Origin of the sequence: Lysinibacillus sp. NPDC097287, assembly GCF_044761695.1 — a bacterium.
Taxonomy (GTDB): domain Bacteria; phylum Bacillota; class Bacilli; order Bacillales_A; family Planococcaceae; genus Lysinibacillus.
This window is the reverse complement of sequence record NZ_JBIWCX010000001.1, coordinates 331601-349683: the sequence shown is the minus strand read 5'-3', so window position 1 is coordinate 349683 and position 18083 is coordinate 331601. Positions and strand designations below refer to the sequence as shown.

General features: G+C 39.5%; 17 protein-coding genes and 1 riboswitch. Of the genes, 16 read left to right on the top strand and 1 reads right to left on the bottom strand.

Going from position 1 to position 18083, the window contains the following annotated elements; genetic code table 11:
- Window positions 1-4 precede the first annotated feature (4 nt).
- The 4 genes from sigF to ACIQ2D_RS01575 all read left to right on the top strand — a co-directional run bounded on the left by sigF (window position 5) and on the right by ACIQ2D_RS01575 (window position 4259).
- On the top strand, window positions 5-793 hold the full coding sequence (gene sigF / locus ACIQ2D_RS01590; protein WP_402858357.1) for an RNA polymerase sporulation sigma factor SigF: 789 nt from the start codon (window positions 5-7) through the stop codon (window positions 791-793).
- A 15-nt stretch (window positions 794-808) separates the two neighbouring features.
- Window positions 809-2251, top strand: a complete 1443-nt coding sequence (locus ACIQ2D_RS01585) for a spore germination protein (protein ID WP_402858354.1) — start codon at window positions 809-811, stop codon at window positions 2249-2251.
- Between the two features lie 108 nt (window positions 2252-2359).
- A complete protein-coding gene (gene lysA, locus ACIQ2D_RS01580) occupies window positions 2360-3679 on the top strand; it encodes a diaminopimelate decarboxylase (RefSeq protein WP_402858351.1) in 1320 nt (439 codons plus the stop codon).
- A gap of 199 nt (window positions 3680-3878) precedes the next feature.
- Window positions 3879-4259: a GNAT family N-acetyltransferase gene (locus ACIQ2D_RS01575; protein ID WP_402858348.1), complete on the top strand. Its 381-nt coding sequence runs from the start codon at window positions 3879-3881 to the stop codon at window positions 4257-4259.
- On the opposite strand, the gene ACIQ2D_RS01570 is transcribed toward ACIQ2D_RS01575, so the two are convergent.
- Complete coding sequence (locus ACIQ2D_RS01570; protein WP_402858345.1) at window positions 4256-4759, bottom strand: DUF309 domain-containing protein; 504 nt, start codon at window positions 4757-4759, stop codon at window positions 4256-4258. The genes ACIQ2D_RS01575 and ACIQ2D_RS01570 overlap by 4 nt on opposite strands.
- 238 nt (window positions 4760-4997) lie before the next feature.
- On the opposite strand from ACIQ2D_RS01570, the gene ACIQ2D_RS01565 reads away from it, so the two are divergent.
- The 12 genes from ACIQ2D_RS01565 to ACIQ2D_RS01510 all read left to right on the top strand — a co-directional run bounded on the left by ACIQ2D_RS01565 (window position 4998) and on the right by ACIQ2D_RS01510 (window position 18043).
- Complete coding sequence (locus ACIQ2D_RS01565) at window positions 4998-5777, top strand: segregation/condensation protein A (protein ID WP_402858342.1); 780 nt, start codon at window positions 4998-5000, stop codon at window positions 5775-5777.
- Window positions 5749-6342: an SMC-Scp complex subunit ScpB gene (gene scpB, locus ACIQ2D_RS01560; RefSeq protein WP_402859195.1), complete on the top strand. Its 594-nt coding sequence runs from the start codon at window positions 5749-5751 to the stop codon at window positions 6340-6342. The genes ACIQ2D_RS01565 and scpB overlap by 29 nt, the downstream gene beginning before the upstream one ends.
- 54 nt (window positions 6343-6396) lie before the next feature.
- Entirely contained in the window at window positions 6397-7446 is a 1050-nt protein-coding gene (locus ACIQ2D_RS01555; RefSeq protein WP_402859192.1) for a D-alanyl-D-alanine carboxypeptidase family protein, read from the top strand.
- 222 nt (window positions 7447-7668) lie between these two features.
- On the top strand, window positions 7669-8403 hold the full coding sequence (locus ACIQ2D_RS01550; protein WP_402858339.1) for a pseudouridine synthase: 735 nt from the start codon (window positions 7669-7671) through the stop codon (window positions 8401-8403).
- A gap of 170 nt (window positions 8404-8573) precedes the next feature.
- The gene (resA, locus tag ACIQ2D_RS01545) at window positions 8574-9107 is read left to right on the top strand and encodes a thiol-disulfide oxidoreductase ResA (RefSeq protein WP_402858336.1); all 534 of its coding nucleotides are present in this window, start codon (window positions 8574-8576) and stop codon (window positions 9105-9107) included.
- Window positions 9108-9120: 13 nt separating this feature from the next.
- A complete protein-coding gene (gene resB, locus ACIQ2D_RS01540) occupies window positions 9121-10794 on the top strand; it encodes a cytochrome c biogenesis protein ResB (protein WP_402858334.1) in 1674 nt (557 codons plus the stop codon).
- Window positions 10791-11972, top strand: a complete 1182-nt coding sequence (gene ccsB, locus ACIQ2D_RS01535; protein ID WP_402858331.1) for a c-type cytochrome biogenesis protein CcsB — start codon at window positions 10791-10793, stop codon at window positions 11970-11972. The genes resB and ccsB overlap by 4 nt, the downstream gene beginning before the upstream one ends.
- 187 nt (window positions 11973-12159) lie before the next feature.
- Window positions 12160-12876, top strand: coding sequence for a response regulator transcription factor (locus ACIQ2D_RS01530; RefSeq protein ID WP_402858328.1), 717 nt, complete (start codon window positions 12160-12162; stop codon window positions 12874-12876).
- Window positions 12869-14641, top strand: coding sequence for an ATP-binding protein (locus tag ACIQ2D_RS01525; protein WP_402858325.1), 1773 nt, complete (start codon window positions 12869-12871; stop codon window positions 14639-14641). Before ACIQ2D_RS01530 ends, ACIQ2D_RS01525 begins: the two co-directional genes overlap by 8 nt.
- 59 nt (window positions 14642-14700) lie before the next feature.
- Window positions 14701-15234, top strand: coding sequence for an RNA polymerase sigma factor SigX (gene sigX, locus ACIQ2D_RS01520; protein ID WP_402858322.1), 534 nt, complete (start codon window positions 14701-14703; stop codon window positions 15232-15234).
- The gene (locus tag ACIQ2D_RS01515; protein ID WP_402858319.1) at window positions 15231-16523 is read left to right on the top strand and encodes an RNA polymerase subunit sigma; all 1293 of its coding nucleotides are present in this window, start codon (window positions 15231-15233) and stop codon (window positions 16521-16523) included. The genes sigX and ACIQ2D_RS01515 overlap by 4 nt, the downstream gene beginning before the upstream one ends.
- Window positions 16524-17034: 511 nt before the next feature.
- A riboswitch (FMN riboswitch) is annotated at window positions 17035-17229 on the top strand.
- A 226-nt stretch (window positions 17230-17455) separates the two neighbouring features.
- Window positions 17456-18043, top strand: coding sequence for an ECF transporter S component (locus tag ACIQ2D_RS01510; protein WP_402858316.1), 588 nt, complete (start codon window positions 17456-17458; stop codon window positions 18041-18043).
- Window positions 18044-18083 lie beyond the last annotated feature (40 nt).

Genomic DNA, 18083 nt, shown 5'->3' with positions numbered 1-18083 from the left:
TATCGTGAAGCCACTAGAACAGTCGTCCGAAAAGCTATTGTCTCAGGCGGAAATGCGAGAGTTAATCGCACTTTCACAACAGGGCGATCAGGAAGCACGAAAGCGAATGATTGAAGGCAATACGCGACTTGTGTGGTCCATCGTCCAACGTTTTTCAACACGTGGAGTTGAGCTCGAAGATTTATTTCAAATTGGTTGTATCGGGCTGATGAAATCGGTCGATAAATTTGATTTATCTTATGAGGTGAAGTTTTCAACTTATGCTGTGCCAATGATTATTGGAGAAATTCAGCGCTTCCTTAGGGATGACGGTATGGTAAAGGTCAGTCGTTCAATTCGAGAGTTGAATTTTAAAATTCGCCATGCGACTGACGAATTTATCAAACAAAATGAGCACCCACCTACGATTCAAGAATTAGCTGAAGTGCTAGGTGTCACGGCGGAGGAAATTGTGACTGCGTCTGATGCATTAAGGGACCCAGCTTCTTTACATGAGCAATTGTTTGAAAGTGAAGGGGATTCCATTACATTAATGGATCAAATGAAGGATGAAAAATCCGAACAACCATTTGAGTATATTCCGTTGAAAGAAGTGCTAGCACGTTTAGATCAAAGAGAGCAGTCGATTATCTATTTGCGCTATTTTTCAGATTGTACGCAGTCTGAAATTGCCAATAGACTTGGGATTTCACAAGTTCAAGTGTCACGTTTAGAGAAGAAGATACTTGCACAGCTAAAAAGCTGGATGGCAACTAGCACGAAGGTAGATCAGGAAGTAAAAAACGACATCTAAGAAAATGGTGACACCATGACAAATAAGTTATTTAACAGCTTAGAAGAAGCGGAAAGTTTTTTAAAAGAACAATTCGGCGATGGTGAATCCTTTGATGTTTGCATAAAGCATATGTTTATCAAGGATTTACCTGTACTTTGTGCCTATATTAGTGGACTTGTGGATGGGGCAATCCTAACGCAAATGACGTCGAATGTATTACCGGATGAAGACATTGATATTGAAGATGAAAAGGAATACTTTGAGGCTTATTTCAATTTTTATGGTCGTTCCGAGGAGACAGAGCGGAAGGCTTACTTACTTGCTATTTTAAGTGGTCAAGTAACTTTCATAACAAAGAGTGGTTTCTGTTACGTTGCAGAGCTTCGTAATTATCCTGGACGTTCGCCGGAGGAACCGGATAACGAGAAGGTTATTCGTGGTTCACGGGACGGATTTACGGAAGGGATTATGTTTAATACAGCACTTATTCGTCGCCGTATTCGTAATAGTAATTTACGATTTGAGCTGCATAAAGTGTCAAAGGATGGTCAAACAGATGTGTCATTCGTTTATATGAAAGATCTCGTGAATGAAGAAATGCTCGATAAAATACGGCAACGACTTTCACAAATCAATCATGACGGATTGACAATGGCGGACAAGTCTTTAGAAGAATGGTTATTCAAGCAGAAATTTCATCCTGTTCCATTTGTACGATATACCGAACGTCCTGATATTGCAGCAGCACATTTGCTCGAAGGGCATATTGCCATTATTGTAGACACGTCACCATCAGTTATGTTAGTACCTGTGACAGTTTTCCATTTACTGCAACATGCTGAAGAATATAGGCAGGCTCCTGCAGTCGGGACTTTTATTCGATTTATGCGTTATTTTGGCACGGTGATGGGCTTAGTACTATTACCGATTTGGTATGTATTTGTGACGCAGGAATCTTTATTACCTGAGGGACTGTCATTTTTAGGTTCTGAGGAAAAATCCAATGTGCCGTTATTACTACAAATAATCATAGCTGATATCGGCATTGAATTCTTGCGGATGGCCGCCATTCATACCCCGACGCCTTTATCCACTGCGATGGGCTTAGTTGCTGGGGTTATTATTGGACAAATTGCGATTGATGTCGGACTATTTTCATCCGAGGTTGTATTGTATACAGCTGTGGCAGCGATTTTCTTATTTGTAGTTCCATCTTATGAGTTGAGTATTTCTATTAAGCTATTTAGATTTGGCTTGTTACTGATAACTGGGTTATGGGGAGTAAACGGACTATTCGTGGGTTTATTTTTATTATTCACGTATTTATGTTCACTGCGTCCTTTGCAGGCGCCATATTTATGGCCACTTGTACCATTCTTTCCAAAGGCAATGCTCCGTGTTTTAATACGATTCCCGATGACTGATGATGCACTACGGCCTTATATAGTCGCTTCCAAGCAGCGAAAAAGGTCATAGATGCCATTGCACTCATATTTTGCATGTGATAAAGTTCTCCTATAGTATTTTGTGATTTTTCTAAAAAATATCACAAGATTGAATGATGTGAAAAAGGGAGAGATGCACATGCATTTATATGGGACACAAGCAATTTCTGAAGACGGTCATTTAACAATCGGACAAGTAGATACGCTAGAGCTTGCAAAACAATACGGTACACCACTATTTGTTTACGATACAGCACTTATTCGTAAGCGTGCTCGCGGTTTTATTGATACATTTAACAAACTTGGTGTAAAAGCTGAAGTAGCATACGCTTCAAAAGCATTTGCATGTGTAGCGGTGTATCAATTGGCTGCGGAGGAAAACCTATCACTGGATGTTGTTTCTGGTGGAGAGTTGTTTACTGCATTGAAAGCGGGATTCCCAGCAGAGCGTATTCATTTCCATGGGAACAACAAAAGCATTGCAGAACTAGAGCAAGCTTTTGACGCTAAAGTTGGCTGTATTGTTGTTGATAATTTCTATGAAATTGAGCTGTTAAAAGAGATTTCAGAGCGTCGTAAGCAACAAATGCGAATTTTATTACGTGTAACACCAGGTGTGGAAGCACATACACATGATTTCATTACAACTGGACAAGCGGATTCTAAGTTTGGCTTTGATTTACATAATGGTCAAGCGGATGAAGCGTTCAAACAAACATTCAACCATGAATATTTAGAGCTATTAGGATTACACTGCCATATTGGCTCTCAAATTTTTGATACAGCCGGATTTGGTTTAGCAGGGGAAAAATTAATCGACAAAATTTCTGAGTGGAATAAGGCTCACGATTTTACATGTACTGTGTTAAACTTGGGTGGGGGCTTCGGTATTCGTTACACAGAAGAAGATGCGCCGCTTGAGCCACAAGTATATGTAGAAGATATGATTACAGTTGTGAAGAATAAAGCAACTGTACTTGGCCTTACAATGCCAGAAATTTGGATTGAACCAGGTCGTTCACTTGTTGGTGATGCAGGAACCTCACTTTATACAATCGGATCACAAAAAACAGTACCAGATGTACGCAAATATATTGCCGTTGATGGTGGGATGAGCGATAATATTCGCCCAGCGTTATACGATGCGAAATATGAAGCGGTCATTGCAAGTAAAGCAAATGCGCCGAAAGAAGAAACGTACACGGTAGCTGGTAAACTATGTGAATCAGGTGATAAATTGATCATTGATGCAAAACTTCAAGAAGCAGCTTCTGGTGATGTATTAGCCATCTTCTGTACAGGTGCTTATGGCTACTCAATGGCGAGCAACTATAACCGCGTACCACGTCCAGCTGTTGTGTTTGTAGAAAATGGCGAACATCAATTAGCTGTTAAACGTGAAAGTTATGAAGATCTTGTACAAAATGACCTCCCTCTAACGTTAAAAAAGGGTGAATAAATTTGAGAAAAAATAAATGGGTATTATTAGCATCTATGACGGCGTTTACTTTGTTGTGGGGCGTTGTCTACTGGGTATTAGCTTCTAAAGGAATTCTGGGTCCTGGTTCGTAAGGAAGAAACTCTACTTGCGGTAAAAGTACAAATCGTGTAGGATAGTCAAAGATTATGTACAGCTAGAAAAAGAGGGAATACAGCCTATGTTAATTCGATATAAAAAAGCTTTCGAGAAAATAGCGATGGGGCTACTCTCGTTTATGCCTAACGAAAAAGACATAAAAAAGCTAACAGAGACAATCCAATCCTATGAAACGGATGAAAATTGGATTTTATATTTATGGAAAAAGAATGATGAATATGTAGGTATTGTCGGTCTTGTGTTGGACAATGATACAGCCACAATTCAGCATGTTTCCGTTGTCCCTTCTTACAGAGGTGAGGGTGTGGCAACGGAGATGGTACAGGAAGTGGTTGAACTTGGTCAATATGACAACGTACTTGCTACCGATGAAACAAGAGGATTCGTTCAAAAGTGTATTGATTGCACAGATGAAAATGAAGAAAAAGCAGACGAACTTTAACGTCTGCTTTTTCTTTGTTTGCTTTCTAGCCGTTCAGCTAGAATATGTGAGCGGTCACGTAGCATATGTTTATGAAGAAGATATTCGCTACTGCTAGTTGGTAAAGTATTTATACGGGCTGTAACAAATTGTTCAAGGTCATGCGTAATGGGTAACTTGAAAGCATAAAATTCATTATTATGTTTAGTGCCTTTGATGGCTAATTTTGTTTGAACGAGTAATGTCTCGTAATCAAGAAACTCATAAAATACACTGCCGTTGTTGAATTCAAAGTTTTTGAGTGCCTTTAGTAAAATGCGTGAGGCACCGGTTTGGTTTCCTCGACGCCAGTGATAAAGTCCAGTTGCTAATTGTATCAAGCCGACAAGTGGATGATTTTTATCACCAGGTGCAATATCTTTCCAATATTCCTCTAGTACTTCATGACATTCGAAAAAATCTTCATTGCCGTTAAAATATGCACAGTAATCGATAAACAAAGTATGGTGCTGTGGATGCATTTTGGGCTCCTTTCCTCTATACTAAAACATGGACTTAACTTTATTCAGGAGAAATCCATCTCTATTATAGGTGGTGAGATAAACGTAGTATTTGCTTCTTTTACACGAGTTCTCGATGCTAGCCGAATAAAGTTTGAGCCTCTGAAGGATTTCATAGGTTTTGAAGGGAGTCAAGCCATTCGAAATCTAGACGTAATCGTGTCGAGGCATAATTGATTGATGTCAGGGTGGGTACAACATGTCTTACGAAGTTAAATTAGAAGCCTTTTCCGGGCCTCTCGATTTATTATTGCATTTAATTCACAGATTGGAAATCGATATATATGATATTCCAATGGCTGAAATTACACAACAATATATCGACCATATACATGCTATGCAAGTGCTTGAGTTAAATGAAGCAAGTGAGTACTTAGTGATGGCAGCCACACTACTTGCTATTAAAAGCCGTATGCTATTGCCTATCCATGAGGGAGAACTGGAGGAGACAGAATTCGAAGTCGATGGTCCTGACCCTCGTGACGAGCTTGTACAAAGATTAGTAGAATACAAAAAGTACAAAGAAGCGGCAAGTAATTTACAAGAACTTGAAGCGGAACGTGCGCAAGTATTTACACGCCCGCCGACAGATTTATCAGCATTAGCACCAGAAGAACAGATGGCGTTATTTGATTTAAATATCAATATTTACGATATGCTAGGGGCGTTTCAAAAACTTATGCGCCGCAAGAAATTGAAAAAACCATTGAAGACGACCATTGCGAGGCAAGAGCGATCAGTGAAAGATCAAATGCGCTCCGTTGTCGATTCTTTACGTCTGACTGGTGGACGTGCATCATTTTTCGAGCTGTTTCCCTACGAGGATAAGCCAACGCTTATTCTAACGTTTTTATCACTGCTGGAGCTTATGAAGCGCCAAGTAGTCGTAGTGGAGCAAGGAGGAAACTTTGAAGAACTAACCGTCACATTACAGAAGGAGGATTGGAATGATGACGAAACCATTGAATTTGCACAGTAGAATAGAAGCATTATTATTTGTCGTAGGTGATGATGGCTTAACGATTCAGCAATTAGCAAATTTACTGACCGAACGCGATGAACTTGTAGCAGAGGCTATTGAGGAGCTATCTACAGCATATCAGGACGATTTAACAAAAGGCATCATGCTCAAAGAAATTGCTGGTGTTTATCAGCTCACAACAAAGCCTGAGCTTGCAGAGACAATTCAAAGATTAGTAGAAAATCCTACCGCACAGTCATTATCACAGGCGTCGCTTGAGGTGCTAGCGATCGTTGCGTACAAACAGCCTATTACGCGTGTGGCGATAGAAGATTTACGTGGTGTGAAGTGCGAACGACCATTGCAAACACTAGCCTCTCGTGGACTTATTAAAGAAGTAGGCCGTTCAGAAGGAACAGGTCGTGCGATTTTATATGGCACAACAAAAGAGTTCTTAAACTATTTTGGATTAAATAGTATAGAAGAAATGCCATTATTACCAGAGAGTGAGCAAGGCGAGACAGAGCAAGAAACAGATTTATTTTTAACGAAGTTCCAAGAAACTTTTAGTGAGGCGAAGTAATTTAAATTTTCCTAAATAAGGAGTGGCTTGTTGCAACGGCAATTTAAGTGGGTTTTGTGTATTGTATTGTTCATATGTTTGGCATTCCCAAGTAGTGGTTTTGCAAGAGGTGGAAGCGGACATGTTGTTATTGACGGTGAAACAGGCCGGATACTATCAGGCGTTAATGAAGATAGTAGACTGCCGATTGCAAGCTTAACGAAAATTTGGACGGCACTTGTAGCAATTGAAAATAGCGCACTAGACGAAGAAGTTGTCATATCAGCGAAAGCTGCAACAGCAGAAGGCTCGTCGATTTATTTGCAAGCAGGTGAGACAGTGACGGTTGAAACGCTTTTGTATGGCCTAATGTTACGCTCCGGTAATGATGCAGCAACTGCTCTAGCCGAGCATGTAGGAGGGTCAGTAGACGGTTTCGTGCGTCTTATGAATGACCGAGCTGTCGTCGCTGGACTTACGAAGACTGTGTTTATGAATCCATCTGGCTTGCATCATGATGAGCATTTATCGTCGGCGAAAGATACAGCAGAAATGCTGCGAATAGCCCTACAGAATAAAAAATTCGAAAAAATCGCTTCAACAGTTTTATACCGTGCGGATACGACGAATGGTATGCTATGGGAAAACAAGCATCGTCTAGTACGAGAAAGCTCGGGGCCAGTTAGTGAATCAGAAGATGAGGATGAACAACCAGTCACATCATTAAAAACATCAACAGGCTCAGCTTATGCTGGCAAGACGGGCTATACGAAAGTGGCAGGTCGTACGCTTGCGACAGCTTTTCAAAAGGACGGGCAAACGTGCATTGTCGTGACCTTGAACGAGTCAGATGATTGGCAAGTACATCGCAGTCTGGCAAACGGAATTTGGCAAAATTATAACCTTGAGACAGTTGTGAAAAAAGGGAAGTACAAAGTGAATAAAAAGTTTTCCATTCGCTTAGAGGAACCGATTCAGTTACAGCTAAACAAGGAAGAGAAGTCAAAGGTGCGGCAAGTGCTGCATATTTCAAGAAAGCGCAAAGAAGCAGTATTGTCTATTTTTGTTGATGAGGAGCGTATTTACGCAAAGAGTGTAAACGTTGAATCAGTGGATCGCAAGTAGCGATCCACTGATTTATTCGTTCAATTGTCGAAAATAAAATTATTTAGAATTATCACGCTACTTATATATAATTAGTTTCCCTTTAATATTGTGCGAAAGTATGACATAATTTTCACAGATTAACGGGAAATATAACTTTATTCCGAAGGCATTCAAACGCTTATCAAATAAAGTTAAAGCCTCTGGCAAAAGCCAAGGCAAATTTGAACTAGAGGTGAAGTTATGGAAAGATTACAAAAGGTCATTGCGTACGCTGGAGTAGCATCAAGACGTAAGGCAGAGCAATTGATAGTAGAAGGTAAAGTAAAAGTGAATGGTGTTGTAGTGAAGGAGCTTGGTACAAAGGTTTCAAATTCTGACACAATAGAGGTAGAAGGCGTAAAACTTGAAAAAGAAAATAAAGTTTATTTCCTATTATATAAACCACGTGCCACGATTTCTGCGGTAACGGATGATAAAGGACGCAAAACTGTCACAGATTTATTTAAGCATATTCCGGAACGTATTTTCCCTGTAGGACGTCTTGATTATGATACATCTGGGTTATTACTTTTGACAAATGATGGTGAGTTTTCCTATATGCTGACACACCCGAAATTTAAAATCGATAAAACGTATATCGCTCGTGTGAAAGGTGTGCCAACGGTCGAAGGCTTAAAAAAACTTCAGCGTGGTATTAAGCTCGAAGATGGCAAAACAGCACCTGCAAAAGTGAGCATGACGTCTTATGACGAGGAAGCGGGCAAGGCGATTTGTGAAATTACGATCCACGAGGGCCGTAACCGTCAAGTACGTCGTATGTTCGAAGCAATTGGTACACCTGTTGTTAAACTAAAACGTGAACGCTTTGCTTTCTTAGATTTATACGGCTTAGCACCAGGTGAATACCGCCAATTATCGAAGCATGAAGTCAAACAACTTCGTGTGCTTGCAGAAACAGGACAAATCGGTAACTAAGTAGGTTGTGCAAAGAAAGTGGACATATCACTAAATGTATAGTGTTGTTTTCACTTTCTTTGTGATGAAAACGTTCATAAATCATTCATAATTAATAACTAAGAGAAATTGTATCATTTTGCTATAATAGGTGAGAATAGCACACCTTGGTATAAGGAGGGTTTATTAACTTGGAAAAAAAGAAAAAACGTCTTGTAACACGCACTATTATTTTAGTCATTTTAGCACTAGCGATTGGTTATACGGTATATGGCACAGCAACAAAGGATAAAGTAGAGTTAGTAAAAGTTGGCTCTGAAGCACCAGATTTCACGTTAGTAGATTTAAATGGAGAGAAACATAAACTTTCTGATTATAAAGGTCAAGGGGTATTTTTAAACTTCTGGGGTACTTGGTGTAAGCCTTGTGAAAAAGAAATGCCAGCAATGGACAGGCAATACCAATCTTTTAAAGACCAGGGAGTACAAACATTGGCGGTGAATATTGCACAAACAGATTTTGAAGTGCAAAGCTTTGTCGATAAATATGATTTGTCTTTCCCAGTAGTAATCGACAAAACAAAAAGTGTTATGACTGCTTATAACGTTGGGAACCTACCTGCTACCGTGATGATTGACCCTGACGGTAAAGTAGCAAAAATCATTACAGGTGAAATGTCAGAAGCGGACATCGCTTCGTATATGGAATTAGTTAAGCCTGAATAAGGAGATAATGACGATGGAAAATATCACTTGTGCTTGTGGTCATAGTAATCCATACGGTACGAAGCTATGTGAAAAATGTGGTCGTCCCTTAACAGAAGAAGAGAAACAAAATAAAGTTGTCGATATGCGCTATGACGGTACAGCAATCCGTTCAAAAACGTATAATAAATCTATTATCGATAAAATTTGGAATTTCTTCTCGAGTGTAAAGGTGGGAATATCACTAATCATTATTACGTTAGTTACAGCGTCAATCGGAACAATACTACCACAAGAAATTTATGTAAATGCTCCTGAGGTTAGTAAACCAGCTTATTATGAGCAAGTGTATGGTTGGTTTGGTAAAGTATATAACCAATTAGGACTGTCAGATTTATATAGCACTTGGTGGTTCCAAATTTTAGTTGGGATGCTGGCTGTATCAATTATCATTGCCAGTCTTGACCGAGGAATACCTCTTTATAAATCATTGAAAAATCAACGTGTCAAACGTCATGAAAGTTTCATGAAACGTCAACGCATCGTTGCAGAAGGACAAGTTAATGCAAGTCCAGAGGAAACACTCGATAAAGTCGAGAAGAAAATGAAAGAGATGAAATATAACGTACGTCGTGATGGTAGTGCGTTGCTAGCAGAACGTGGACGTTTCTCTAGATTTGGTCCGTACATAAATCATGTTGGTCTTATTATCTTTTTAGCAGGTGTTATGTTGCGGTTAGTGCCAGGTTTTTATATTGATGAATCAATATGGGTGCGTGAAGGTGATATACGTGCGATACCTGGTATGGATGGTTACTTCATTGAGAGTCGTGATTTTATTTTAGAAACTCATGATAATAAACCTCAAGGTGAGCAAATAAGACAAGATGTTAATGTTGTTGCTAAGAATTTCCAAACGGATATCACGTTATATAAACAGCCGGAAGACGCCATTGCGGGGGATACTTCAAACCTTGAAAAAGTAAAGGATTATTCGATCCGTGTAAACCATCCATTAAAAGAAGAAGGCTTTGCTCTTTATCAAATGGCTTATCGTCTAGATGAATTGAAGCAAATGAATTTCAGCTTAAAGAATAAAGCAACTGGCGAATCACTAGGTGAGGTAAAAATCGATTTAACAAACCCTGAAAAAGAATACGATTTAGGCAATGGTGTATCGGTAAAGCTACTTGTTTACACACCAGATTTCTCAGGTTTTGATGACAATGGTGCGCCTCAGACCGCAACATCAGCACCAAATAATCCAGCATTTCTATTTAAAATGACAACACCAGAGACACCAGATGGCGAAACAAGCTTCGTTGCGATACAACAAACATTAGAGCCACTTGGTGAAAACCAATATGCAATGAAATTTGCTGGTGTGGAAACACGCGATACGTCTAACTTTACAGTTCGTAAAGACCGTACAATTCCGATTTTATTTGTAGGTGGTATTATCTTCATGATTGGTGTAGCAATCGGTTCTTATTGGAATCACCGACGTCTATGGTTGCATGTAGAACCAGATGGTCGAGTTGTTATGGCTGCCCACGTCAATAAAAATATGTTTAGCATGAAAAAAGACTTAGATGCAGTCACAGCATATGCCGGTCTACCGCAATATACTGATCAGCTCGATACTATAGCGGAAGACGAAGAGTCTACAAACAGTGGCAATAAAGAAAAGGAAGGTAACACCTTATGAGTTTAATTGATTTAAGTGGGAATTTGCTATATGTAGCATTCGTAGCCTATTTAATCGCGACATTACTTTTCGGTGGTGCGATTAAACAATCTAATGCTACTGGCAAAAACACTGACAAATGGGGCAAGGTAGCCATTATTGTAACGATTATCGGTTTCATTGCTCAATTAGGTTATTTTATTACACGTTGGATTCATACGGGACATGCGCCTGTTAGTAATATGTTCGAATTTACGACCGCTTTTGGGATGTTCATCGTGGCATCATTCATATTAATATTCTTTATTTATCGTATGACGGCTCTTGGTTTGGTAGCATTGCCTGTAGCATTGTTAATCATTGCCTATGCAGCAATGTTCCCAACTGAAGTGAGCCCGTTAGTACCGTCACTACAAAGTCACTGGTTAACAATTCACGTTATTACAGCAGCGCTTGGTCAATCGATTTTAGCGATTAGTGCTGTAGCGGGGTTAATCTATTTATTAAAAGTTGTCGACGTATCAAAAAAATCGAAGCAACGTTTCTGGTTAGAAGCAATAATGTACTGTTTAGTAGTTGTTATCGGTTTCGTTGTCATCACATCGACATTCAATGCGATGGATTATGAATCAAAATACACGTATGTTGATAAAGAAGAAAATGTACGTCAAATCATTTACAATATGCCACCAATCTTTGGTATGAATCAATATGAAGTAGTAGAAGAACATGGCATGTCACCATTAGTAGAAATGCCTGGAATAATCAATGCGAAAAAATTAACTACAGTTGTTTGGTCATTATTAGTGGGTACAATTTTATACTGGGCAATTCGCTTAATTGCAAGACGTCGTATTAGTGCGATTTTCCAACCGCTTGTAAAACGCGTAAACTTACAATTGCTTGATGAAATTGGCTATCGTTCTGTCCTTATCGGTTTTCCGGTATTTACTTTAGGTGCGTTAATCTTTGCGATGATTTGGGCACAAATCGCGTGGAGTCGCTTCTGGGGCTGGGATCCCAAAGAAGTATGGGCACTTATTACATGGTTATTCTATGCTGCATTCCTTCACCTTCGTCTATCGAAAGGCTGGGAAGGTGAACGTTCAGCATGGTTAGCATTAATTGGTTTCGGTATTATCTTATTCAACCTTATTGCTGTTAATTTAATCCTTGCTGGTTTACACTCATACGCATAAGCGTAGATTGTTTGCAAGAGAAATTTCATCCAAGTTTCACAACAAACACCTATCTTGGAATTTTTGCGTTGTGAATGGAGAAAGAAAAGCCTTCTTGCTGTGGCAAGAAGGCTTTCTTTTCTTTTCAATATGACTTGTACAATGTACAATAGAGGTAGAGATAGATTGGAAAAGAGGGATCGTGAAAGTGTCAGAAAATATTTCAGTATTAGTTGTAGATGACGAGGATCGTATTCGCCGCCTATTAAAAATGTACCTTGAACGTGAAGGGTATCAAGTTGACGAAGCAGAGAATGGTAACGAAGCGATCGAGAAATCTTTAGAAAAAGAATATCACTGTATTTTACTTGATATTATGATGCCCGAAAAAGATGGGCTTGAAGTATGTGGAGAAATCCGCGAACGAACAGCAACACCAATTATTCTACTAACTGCTAAAGGCGAGGAAGCGAACCGTGTACAAGGGTTCGAGCTTGGCGCAGATGATTATATTGTTAAACCATTTAGTCCGCGTGAAGTAGTGCTACGTGTGAAGGCAATTTTACGTCGCTCACAAGCATTTTCACCAACGACAAATCCATCTACTTCAAAAGATTTAGTCGTGTTCCAACATTTAATGATTGACCATGATGCACACCGTGTAACAGCAGAAGGCATCGAAGTGAACTTAACGCCAAAAGAGTATGAGTTACTCTACTTCCTAGCGAAATCACCAGACAAAGTATTTGACCGTGAACAACTACTAAAAGAAGTTTGGCATTATGATTTCTTTGGAGATTTACGTACAGTGGATACACATGTAAAACGTTTACGTGAAAAGCTAAATCGTGTATCTGAAAACGCTGCGAAAATGATTGTCACTGTTTGGGGCGTTGGATACAAATTTGAGGTTGTTAATGAATAGAATATGGAATAGTGTTGTCGGGAAGCTATGGGTAACCATATTGCTTCTCGTTTCATTTGTATTGTTTGTTTTCACGGTTTTAATGCTTGAGTTTCTCCAAAACTATCATATGCAACAGGCAGAAAGCTCACTGCGTCAAACGGCTGCGACGGTCGCTAGTATACTTGATGACAACGAAACAGCCGAAAAAACTTCAGAATTATTATCAGATATTTTGCCTGAAAGCACGAATGCACTAATTGCGTTAAGTGATCAAGAAGTGTTGTTTGGCATGCAAGAGGGCGTTAATAAACGAGAAATACAAGATATGATACTAGCAAACAAAGCATTTCATGAGATTTTCAAATCTGATGAGCCAGTCATTAAAGAGATGATGATGCCGTCCTCAACAGATGAAGGGAAAATGGATTCATATGTAGTTCTAGGGTTCCCGTTGAATGTGGAAAATGAAGTACACGGAGCGGTGTTTATTTATCAAAGTCCAGATGCACTACATAAAACATCTAAGGAAACGACGAAAATTGTCTTTTTAGCAGCATTCATTGCTTTTGTGTTAACGACGTTTTTTGCATTCTTCTTATCTTCCCGAATTACATCGCCGTTGCGTAAAATGCGTGAATTGGCTTTTGAAATTGCCAAAGGGAACTTCGAGGCGAAATTGCCAACGACACAAAGTGATGAAATCGGACAACTAGCTGTCGCATTTAATCAAATGGGTCGTCAATTAAAGCATAATTTAGAAGTCATCAATCAGGAAAACGAACAGCTGTCGAATATATTAACGTCCATGACGGATGCGGTTATTACATTTAACCGTGATCGCACAATTTTACTGAGCAATCCGCCAGCAGAACGTTTAATGCAAAAATGGTTTGTCAATAAAGGCTCACAAAGTACAAAGCCGATTCCTCCAGAGCTGTATCATATGCTTGATCACGTCTTAATGTTTGAAGATAAGCTAGAAGAGGAAATTGAAATGGACGGCAATTATTATACATTTACGATAAGTCCTCTTTATAGCGGGGAATTAATTCGAGGTGCTGTTGCGGTTATTCGTGATATGACAGAGCAACATCGCTTAGAGAAGCTCCGTTCTGACTTTATCGCTAATGTATCTCATGAGCTTCGCACGCCAATTTCGATGCTACAAGGCTACTCTGAAGCACTTATGGATGACTTTATCCAAGATCCAGAGGAACGTAACGAAATTACAAAAATTATTTATGATGAGTCTAAACGTATGGGTCGTCTAGTGACAGACTTGCTTGATCTTGCGCGGATGGAAGCGGGTCATATGACGCTCTATAAAGATGAGTTACCGATTAATTCAACGTTCGAGCGTATTACACAAAAATTCGCACAAGTAGCTAAAGAAAAGCATGTACAGCTTGTGTTTGATAGTGAATTTGATGCAGATGCCGTCATTAGTATTGATGAGGACCGTATTGAGCAGGTATTAACGAATTTAGTAGATAATGCACTTCGTCATACCGATGCAGGCTCTGTTACAGTAAAAGTCGAGCAAGAGCCAACATTCGCAAAAATTTCGGTACAAGATACCGGACATGGTATTCCTCAAGAAGATTTGCCGTATGTTTTTGAACGTTTCTATAAGGCAGATAAGGCACGTACCCGCTCAAAAGGTGGTACAGGTCTTGGTCTTGCTATTGCTCGAAATATTGTTAAAGCGCACTCAGGCAATATTATGGTCGATAGTGTAGTTGAGGAAGGCACGACCTTTACGTTCTATTTACCTTTTGAATAAAGTATGTAACTTATATGGATGTTAGACGACAAATACTATGAGAACGGAGGTGGAGTGCTGTGAATGACTCCGTGTTCCATCGGTTATACGATGCTTACCACCAAGATGTATTCCAGTTCCTTATTTATCTAGTGAAAAACCGCTCGCTTGCCGAAGATTTATCGCATGAAGTATATGTCCGTGTGCTACGCTCTTACGATCAATTTACGGGAAAAAGTAGTGAGAAAACATGGCTTTTTGCCATCGCGAAAAACGTAGCCATAGACCATTTCAGAAAGCAAGCGGTACGACAAAAACATTCACTAGATTATTTTGACTGGGAAACAGAACAGTTACGTTCATCCACTCCATCACCAGAAGAAACCCTATTACTAAGTGATGAATTTCAACAATTGGAGGCAGCACTAGAAAATTGTACTGGGGATCAAAAAATGGTCATTGTGATGCGCTTTTTCCAAGAGTTATCGATTTCAGAAACTGCACAAATACTTGACTGGACCGAGGCGAAAGTGAAAACGACCCAATATCGTGCAATTAAGGTTTTACGAGAACAGCTACAACATGAAAAAATAAAGGAGGCGAAGTGGCAATGACTCAAAAAGATTTCGATGGTGACCAACTAGAAAATTTATTGAACAACGCCCCGAAGCTTCCCGATTACCGTTCTAAAGAAGATGTGCTAAACCGCTTGCTGGCAGATGCTCGTTTGCAAGATAACCCGCATTTACACGCAGCAATAGACGAATCAATAGATACTGTAGAAATACCATTAGAGCAACGTCAGCAGACTACTTCCAAACAAGAGGAGAGATCTGTTATGGCGAAAAGAAAGCGCAAGAATAGTAAAATACCTATTTTTATCAGTGTTGCTTCTGTTTTTGTGCTCACACTGCTTGTTGGTATGATGATGAATAATGATTCAGCAGGAGACAAGGCAAGTATTAAAGCAGAAAGTGCTTCAACAGTGCAAGCTGATGAAGCAGAAGGCGTAGAAAAAGCAAATGCTATGATGGACACTGGTGTTGTAGCTGGTCATACACGCATGATGTCACTGCGTACATCTGTTTACGAAGAAGATTTAACAGAAGCTACAGCCCTACGCATTGGTTTAGCCGGTAGTGCTGCTGAAAGTGTACCGATTACCTATGTTATCCCTAATGAGCGTGTCGCTGCTGATTTTGGTGACGAAAAGCCAACTACACTACAACTGTATGAAAAATACGCACCACAAATTGACGAAGAGGCAATGGGGTTTGCAGAGTATCATCCGTATAAGGGAGTGCTAAAAGAGCAGGGAGAGACGCTTGTACACGTATTACCGGAGAAAAATGAGTATGATGGAGCTTCAGCAACTGTGAGCATGTATACAGGCTCACTAAAAGATACATTCTCTGATTATAAAGAAGTTGCGATTCAAAATATTGAGGGTAAAGCATATGAGTTTTCGCAGGCAGGTGAGCCGAGTGAACCGATAAAAATGACAGGGACAGTCAATCACTACAATTATTATCTGTTCAGAGAAACGAACGGTGTAGAATATTTATCGCCAGATTTTCGTCAAACGTTTGAAACCGTGACAGAAGCGCTTCAGGCTATGCGACATAAAAATGATGATGTATATGTGTCGGTTGTACCAGAAGGTGTGACATATGCTGTAACGGAGGTAGAAGACTGTGTCGTCGTGACGTTTGATGCCCCTCTGGATTTAACGAAACTCGATGCAGTTCATGCGACACAACTTCTTGAAGCAATGATGCTGACAGCCGCAAGCTTTGATAAACAATTGCGTCTTGAAAATCTTGTGCAAGATAGCTGGGAAGGCTTTAATTTTAACGAATATTTGCCAATGCCAGTAGGCGCCAATAAACAATATTTGCCGTAGTATAGAGGTTGTTCTAAAATTAAAAATAGCATGCAGAAGAGTTTCTTCTAGCATGCTATTTTTTTGGTGTGCGAATAAAAATTCCGCAGTCTCCTGCGAATTGTATTTGGAAGGCACTGATAAACTCTAAACTAAGATTATTTTATAGTATTTTTTGCATGGGTATTATTTTACTATGCAAGGATTTTGCGCGGCAGCATGAGACTCCAGCAGGAACAGCACGAGACGTAAGACGCAACAAACCGCGCGTAGCGAGGGTTGCGGCTTACGCTGTGCCTGCGGAAAGCGAATGCTAGAGCGTAAAATCCTTTAGGTTATATTTTTATTAGAGAATTTATTAAAAAACACTTTTTCAGTGGCCTCTTGTATTTGGGACGAAACGTAGCTTATTTTTACAAAATAGAAAACTATACTTAATGCCAAGAAAACAAATCGGAATAATTCTTAAGCAGAAGTATTTACTTTTGTATCATATTTTATTATAGTAAGTTTGTAAGATAAAATAATATTGATTCATCTTCGGGGCAGGGTGAAAATCCCGACCGGCGGTAATAGAGTCGTAAATTGCTTGTGTAGTCTAAAACTACGCAAACTCGAAAATTTACAATACTACTCTTCAGCCCGCGACCTGTGCAATTTTTTTTGCATGGCTGACTTGGTGTGATTCCAAGGCCGACAGTTACAGTCTGGATGGGAGAAGATGGAGGTACGATCGTCATTCGTTGTTACGAATTATAGCTATGTGTGGACGTTTTTTTAAGTGTATCTTTTTACACAGTTTACGCAAAAAAAATAGCTATAAATGGCGTTTTTTAATCATGCCTATTCTCCCTTATGCTTTTAGCATAGGGGTTTTTTCGTTAACAGGAATCGATAGCGTCGTGGCCTCTCTTCTTGTGAGATCGAATCAGCAAAGAGGAGAGAGTTTTACAATGAAGAAAAATCTTAAACTACAATCGTTTATTACGATTGGCATGCTCAGCAGTATTTCATTTTTACTAATGCTTTTCAATTTCCCAATTCCACCGTTTCCAGCGTTTTTAGAAGTGGATTTCAGTGACATGCCTGCACTTATCGCGGCAATCACAATGGGACCTGTAGCAGGTATTTTAGTAGAATTATTTAAAAATGTGCTAGATTGGCTTTTCTCAGGCACACCAACAGGGGTACCGGTTGGCCATATCGCAAACTTCGCGACAGGGATTTTATTTATTTTACCAGTAACATTTGTTTTTAATCGTTTTAAAACAATGACGGGTCTTGTGAGTGGTTTAGTCTTAGGTACAGTAACGATGGCTATTGGTATGAGTTTCTTAAATTATGTTTTAATTTTACCGATGTATACGTACTTTTTAGGAATGGAGCCGGTTGTTGGAGATTCATTATCTACAATGATCGTCGCAGGTATTTTACCATTTAACCTTGTAAAAGGTGTGTTGATAACGTTCATTATGGCATTTCTATTTACAACAATGCGTAAGTGGGTTGACCAACAACGTGCGATGTATTTATCGAAATAACATGATAATCCCTGGGTACACTCGTACTCAGGGGTTTTTT

What these genes read in the sequence shown, in the direction of transcription:
- lysA (WP_402858351.1), top strand. Translation starts at nt 2,360, where the DNA reads ATGCATTTATATGGGACACAAGCAATTTCTGAAGACGGTCATTTAACA.
- resB (WP_402858334.1), top strand. Translation starts at nt 9,121, where the DNA reads ATGGAAAATATCACTTGTGCTTGTGGTCATAGTAATCCATACGGTACG.
- ACIQ2D_RS01575 (WP_402858348.1), top strand. Translation starts at nt 3,879, where the DNA reads ATGTTAATTCGATATAAAAAAGCTTTCGAGAAAATAGCGATGGGGCTA.
- ACIQ2D_RS01525 (WP_402858325.1), top strand. Translation starts at nt 12,869, where the DNA reads ATGAATAGAATATGGAATAGTGTTGTCGGGAAGCTATGGGTAACCATA.
- ACIQ2D_RS01510 (WP_402858316.1), top strand. Translation starts at nt 17,456, where the DNA reads ATGAAGAAAAATCTTAAACTACAATCGTTTATTACGATTGGCATGCTC.
- ACIQ2D_RS01585 (WP_402858354.1), top strand. Translation starts at nt 809, where the DNA reads ATGACAAATAAGTTATTTAACAGCTTAGAAGAAGCGGAAAGTTTTTTA.
- ACIQ2D_RS01565 (WP_402858342.1), top strand. Translation starts at nt 4,998, where the DNA reads ATGTCTTACGAAGTTAAATTAGAAGCCTTTTCCGGGCCTCTCGATTTA.
- scpB (WP_402859195.1), top strand. Translation starts at nt 5,749, where the DNA reads ATGACGAAACCATTGAATTTGCACAGTAGAATAGAAGCATTATTATTT.
- ACIQ2D_RS01570 (WP_402858345.1), bottom strand. Translation starts at nt 4,759, where the DNA reads ATGCATCCACAGCACCATACTTTGTTTATCGATTACTGTGCATATTTT.
- ACIQ2D_RS01550 (WP_402858339.1), top strand. Translation starts at nt 7,669, where the DNA reads ATGGAAAGATTACAAAAGGTCATTGCGTACGCTGGAGTAGCATCAAGA.
- ccsB (WP_402858331.1), top strand. Translation starts at nt 10,791, where the DNA reads ATGAGTTTAATTGATTTAAGTGGGAATTTGCTATATGTAGCATTCGTA.
- ACIQ2D_RS01515 (WP_402858319.1), top strand. Translation starts at nt 15,231, where the DNA reads ATGACTCAAAAAGATTTCGATGGTGACCAACTAGAAAATTTATTGAAC.